Here is a 5,753-nt window from a genome sequence, read left to right on the forward strand (position 1 = left end):
CTTTTTCTGAGTAGCTAAAATAAGCAATAATTTCTTGACGGCACTTGATAAATATTGCTTATATTAACTATGTATTATCGTGAATGACGGGTTTATCATTGAATAAATGTATCTTTAAACTTTCTTTAAGTGATGAAAAAGTTGCCCAGGCACATATTTTGGGTGACTGGGTAATGGGCAATATTATGCCCGTTTTTACTGAGGTTAAGCATGAGTTGCACAAACTAGACTGTGTGCAATTAAACGTGAATGGTCAGCAATTAGGGCGGTGGGATAGCCGTCTAGTGTTATTTTTATTTGAATTGTCTGCTTATTGTAAGGATCAAAATATAGAGCTGAATATGGCTGATTTGCCTGCTGCAGCTCTGGGATTATTAAAACAGGCATCCGCTTTTCCTGTGCGTGAGAGTGGCCAAAAAGTTAAGCTAGAGTCTTCATTCCTTGCGCAGTTAGGGCAAAAAACTCTAGAGTTTTATAAACAAACGCAGACTATGCTGACTTTTGTTGGTGAGGTTTACTTTAGTTCTTTACGTTTATTTCGTGGCAAAGCCTGTTTTCGGCAACGGGACTTATGGTTGATAATGCAGGATTGTGGGCCAAAAGCATTGCCTATTGTCACTTTAATCAGTTTGTTAGTCGGTTTGATTCTGGCCTTTGTCGGAGCTATGCAGCTGAAAATATTTGGTGCGCAAATTTATGTTGCTAATTTAGTTGGCCTAGGCATGGCGCGTGAAATGGGCGCTATGATGACCGCTATTATTATGGCTGGGCGTACCGGGGCTGCTTTTGCTTCACAGCTGGGATCTATGCAGGTGAATGAGGAAATCGATGCTCTGAAAACCTTAGGCATTTCACCGGTTGATTTTTTAGTATTACCACGTATGCTGGCATTGATTTTCATGTTGCCGTTATTATGTCTGTATGCGGATTTAATGGGGATTTTGGGTGGGCTGGTAGTCTGTGTAACCATGCTGGATATTACTGTGGTTGAATACATAATACAAACGAAATCTGCATTAGATCTAGATGATTTTTTAACCGGTTTAATAAAAAGCTGTGTCTTTGGCGTGCTTGTCGCGTTATCTGGATGTTTGAGTGGTATGCAGTGTGGTCGGAGTTCTTCTTCGGTCGGTGATGCCGCAACGGCTGCGGTGGTTGCAGGGATTGTTAGTATTGTTGTGGCGGATGCTGTTTTGACTGTGGTTTACGAGATTATAGATTTTTAATATGAAAGAAGTACATATTGAAGTTAAAAATTTAACCATGGCCTATGATGATTTTATTATTCAGCAGCAGCTTAATTTTACTATCCACAAAGGTGATATATTTATTGTCATGGGTGGTAATGGCTGTGGTAAAAGTACTCTGTTACGGCATTTGCTGGCATTGAAAAAACCTGCACAGGGTGAAATTTTTTATCAAAATAAAAATTTGTGGCAAATTTCTGATGCGCAACGAAAAAAAATCATGCGTGCTAATGGTGTAATGTATCAGAGTGGGGCATTATGGAGCTCTTTAACTTTAGAAGAAAATATTGCCCTACCGTTAAAAGAATATACTGATTTGGCTGCTGATGAGATTAAAGGACTGGCCTATTTAAAATTAGCTTTAGTTGGGCTGGTGGGTTTTGAAGAGTATTATCCTGCTGAAATTAGTGGCGGTATGAAAAAACGGGCTGGTTTAGCGCGTGCTCTGGCTTTAGATCCAGACATTTTGTTTTTTGATGAACCTTCAGCTGGTCTGGATCCGGAAAGTGCCAAATTATTAGATGATTTAATTTTAAGTATTCAGGATAGTTTAGGTACGACCATTGTCGTGGTGACTCATGACCTACCTAGTTTATTTGCGATTGGTACTGATTCAATCTTTCTCGACTCGATGAGTAAAACAATGATTGCACAAGGCGCACCAAAAAAATTATTAAATGAATGTCCTAATCCTATTGTGCAGCGATTTTTAAGTCGAGGTATCAAATAATGCTACATAAAACTATGTTGAAAAGTGATGTAAATGAGTAAGCAAGCAAATCCAACCATTATTGGTATCTTTGTGCTAGGGGCGGTATGTATTGCTCTTTTAGGCATTACCGTGTTTACCAGTGGTAAATGGTTCTCTGAAAAGTCAGAGTTTGTTATCTATTTTAATGAGTCAGTGAATGGTTTGTCGATAGGCGCCCTAGTGAAAATGCAAGGTGTACCCATTGGTAAAGTGACGGATATACATGTGCAGCTGGAGCCGGAACCCCGGCGTATATTAACCCCGGTTTTTATTGAAATAGATCATGAAAAGTGCAAGCTACTTTTGCAGTTTAAAGAGTTTAATGGCGACAAGACGATGATGGAGCAGTTGATCAAAAATGGTTTGCGTATGCAGCTGCAATATACCAGTATAGTAACGGGACAGTTGTATATTGAAACCTTATTAAAACCTGATTCACCTATGACATTAACTCATTTAAACAAAGATTATGTTGAGCTACCTGCAATAACCTCGAGTAGTCAGGAAGTAAAAAAAAATGTAACGGATGTGATGAGAGAAATTCAGAATATTAATATTCGGGAGTTGTTTGCTGAGTTGCTGGTTACGGTTAGAAATTTCAAGGAGATTACCGGATCAGAAGATACACGCATGGCAATTCATGGTTTATCTACCTCTCTGGTTGAATTACAAGGTATTTTAGCTAGTTTTAACCAGCGTTCCGAATCTATTGCGCTGCATACAGAAAGAACGCTGAAATATAGCAGCAGTATTATGAAAAAAATGGATCTTGCAGTAGAGCCATTATTTGCAGATATGCAGCAAACTCTGGCAAATACTGATATGACTCTTAAGCAATTTCAGTTAAGTGCAAATAGTGTAGGTGAGGCTTTTAATAAAGATGCTCAGTTACAGCAAAACCTGAACAGTACCTTGATTGAATTACGCCGCTCTGCTAAATCAATGCGTTTTTTGGCGGATTACCTGGAGCGACACCCTGAATCTCTCATTCAAGGGAAACATAACTAAAACCGGTTTTTCCTTTGCCTGATTTCAGTAAAAACAGCTAGTTCAGATGCATCCTGCATACCTAGAGTTTTTTGTATGCTTGCACTATCAGCGCGTAAAAACGGATTAGTCGCAAGTTCCTGTTCTAATGTGGTTGGCACGGTAGGCTGATTATTGGCCCTTAACTCTTTAATTCGTTCAATGGTTTCAAGTAAATCCTGATTATCAGGTTCTACAGAAATAGCAAATTCTGCATTAGCTACTGTATATTCATGTGCGCAGTAAACTTTTGTATTTAAGGGGAGGGCGGTGAATTTGCTTAAGGATTGCTGCATCTGTTTTGCAGTTCCTTCAAATAAACGTCCGCAACCCATGGCAAAAAGTGTATCACCGCAGAAAAGGGCATCTGAGTCGGGAATATAAAAAGCGATATGCCCGGAAGTATGCCCTGCACAACTAATCGCCTGGATGCTATGAGTGCCAAGCTTTAAGATATCACCTTCCGATAGTTTTATATCAATGCCTGGAATACACCCTTGGTCAGCAGCACAGCCGGCAATTGTACACCCTGTCTGTTCTTTTAAACTTAAGTTACCACCTACGTGATCTGTGTGGTGGTGGGTATTAAAAATTGTGCTGAGTTGCCAGTTGTTTTGCTTGAGTACACTTAAAACCGGATTTGCGACTGCTGGATCAACAACGGCCGTGTCTCCGGACTCAGGGTCATGAATAAGATAAATATAGTTATCATTGAGTACTGGAATCTGTTGTATTTCTAACATAATAGTCACTGGGGTTAGTTGTATAAAACATCCTTTATTATCTTCATGCCCTTTATACTTTATGGTTATAAATAATAAACCTGATAAAAGCAGAGATTGAAAGGCTTACTCACTCGATGCAAGTTATTTAATAACAAGATATAAGAAATTTTGTCCGCGTTGCAAATGAATTAACAGTTGGTTACGTGATAGGGCTGTGGCTTTATTTAAGTCGGCAATTGATGTAACTTTTCTTTTGTTCACTGCCAGAATAATATCACCCCCCATTAAACCTACCTGAGCGGCTGGGCTATTAGCTTGAACATCAGTGATTAATAATCCCTTTGTAATGCCTTGATAAGGTTGTTTTTTGCTCAGTTCTTTTAAAGTCGCTCCTTTTAATAGTGGTAACTTAGTGGCAGAAGCTGTCATTTGACCCTGTGTAGAACCGCCTATTTTTGCGGTCACTGTTTTACGTTGTTTGTCGCGGTAAAGATCGATACTTACTTTTTCACCAACACGCTTTAAACCAATATTGGTACGCAGTGAGCTAGCGCCAGTTATTTTTTTACCATTAACAGCAACAATCACATCGCCTGCCTTAATACCTGCTTTTTTCGCCGTACTTTTCGGGCTAACACGAGAGACCAGTGCACCATGAATACCTTTTAAATCCATCGCATCAGCAAGGTCGGAGCTTAAGTCTTGAATCTGTACTCCTAGCAAACCGCGTTTAATTTCTCCATGTTCTAATAACTGATCCATGATTTTTTTTGCCATATTAATAGGTATAGCAAAACCAATTCCAATATTTCCTCCGCTAGGAGCAAGTATGGCAGAGTTAATACCAATTAAGCGACCACGTAAATCAATTAAAGCACCACCTGAATTTCCCGGGTTGATGGAAGCATCGGTCTGGATAAAGTTTTCATAGCCTTCTATACCTAAATCGGTGCGCCCGAGTGCGCTGACCATGCCAGAAGTGACGGTATGGCTTAGGCCAAATGGGTTGCCAATCGCTACCGCAAAATCTCCTACCTGTAATTTATCAGAATCACCTAGCGGAATGCTGGTTAGGTCACCGGCTTCTACTTGTAAAACAGCAATATCAGTTTCGGCATCGGTACCAATCAATTTAGCCTTTAGTTTCTGCTTGTTTTGTAAAGTAATAAAAATGGTATCGGCATTAGCGATAACATGGTTATTGGTAATAATATAGCCTTTTTTTGCATTGACAATAACACCTGAACCTATTCCTTGTGTTAGTCGTTCTTTAGGCATCTGGGGAGCAAATCGACGAAAGAATGGATCATTCATCATCGGGTGCTGTTCTACGGCGACTGTGCCTTGAGTCGATATATTGACCACACTAGGTAATACCTTTTTTAGCATGGGTGCAAGTGTAGGTACTGCCTGGCTGGGAGATAAAGGATAGTTATTATCAGGCGAGTCACTAAATGCCAGGACTGAACTAGCCATGATGGTTATGGTTAGAGTCAAAGTAAATAAAAGCTGTTGTTTAATGTTCATGTCAAATACCTGTTGCTAAGTGAATGGTAGTGTGGTATCAAGTGTGTGGGATGACTCTAGGTTAGTATGTTGTGCTCTCTAAAGCAAGGCAAATCGACCAGGTCATAAGCTGTTAGGTCTATATTATAGGCAAAATTAAAAAATACAAGAGCAAGATAAAACGCGGGAAATATATTAAATATCATTGTAAGTTTATGAAATATATTGTATTTTATGTAAATGTGATAATTGTTTACTAAATTACTAGGAAATTTATTTGACATAAATAATTATTAGCATACAATAAAACCCTAATATGTATTTACTCAACTGAAGTTTCCCAATAATTATTTATGGTAAAATTGAAACTATGCTACAACTATATGAAAAAAATAGTCTTTTCATTCGTTTCAAATGCTATTGCCTAAGGGGAATTAAGTAGGGGTTTGCTATAAACATGGCAAAACCACCTAAAATAAACCTCGATACACCAGCATT

5 protein-coding genes are annotated in these 5,753 nt (G+C 38.9%); 3 read left to right on the forward strand and 2 right to left on the reverse strand.

The window, feature by feature from the left end; all coding sequences use genetic code 11:
• Positions 1–98: 98 nt before the first annotated feature.
• The 3 genes from CDZ78_RS18160 to CDZ78_RS18170 are packed head-to-tail and all read left to right on the forward strand — an operon-like array spanning position 99 to position 3,006.
• Entirely contained in the window at positions 99–1,226 is a 1,128-nt protein-coding gene (locus CDZ78_RS18160; RefSeq protein ID WP_244559287.1) for an MlaE family ABC transporter permease, read from the forward strand.
• 1 nt (position 1,227) lies between these two features.
• Positions 1,228–1,977: an ABC transporter ATP-binding protein gene (locus CDZ78_RS18165; protein ID WP_087871245.1), complete on the forward strand. Its 750-nt coding sequence runs from the start codon at positions 1,228–1,230 to the stop codon at positions 1,975–1,977.
• A 33-nt stretch (positions 1,978–2,010) separates the two neighbouring features.
• Positions 2,011–3,006, forward strand: a complete 996-nt coding sequence (locus CDZ78_RS18170) for an MlaD family protein (RefSeq protein ID WP_087871246.1) — start codon at positions 2,011–2,013, stop codon at positions 3,004–3,006.
• Here the strand turns inward: CDZ78_RS18170 and gloB are convergent.
• Together gloB and CDZ78_RS18180 are read right to left on the reverse strand one after the other, a co-directional pair.
• Entirely contained in the window at positions 3,003–3,767 is a 765-nt protein-coding gene (gene gloB / locus CDZ78_RS18175; protein WP_087871247.1) for a hydroxyacylglutathione hydrolase, read from the reverse strand. The genes CDZ78_RS18170 and gloB overlap by 4 nt on opposite strands.
• A 123-nt stretch (positions 3,768–3,890) precedes the next feature.
• Positions 3,891–5,276, reverse strand: coding sequence for a DegQ family serine endoprotease (locus CDZ78_RS18180; RefSeq protein ID WP_087871248.1), 1,386 nt, complete (start codon positions 5,274–5,276; stop codon positions 3,891–3,893).
• Positions 5,277–5,753 lie beyond the last annotated feature (477 nt).

The sequence above is a fragment of the Bathymodiolus platifrons methanotrophic gill symbiont genome, from assembly GCF_002189065.1.
Taxonomy (GTDB): Bacteria; Pseudomonadota; Gammaproteobacteria; order Methylococcales; family Methylomonadaceae; genus Methyloprofundus.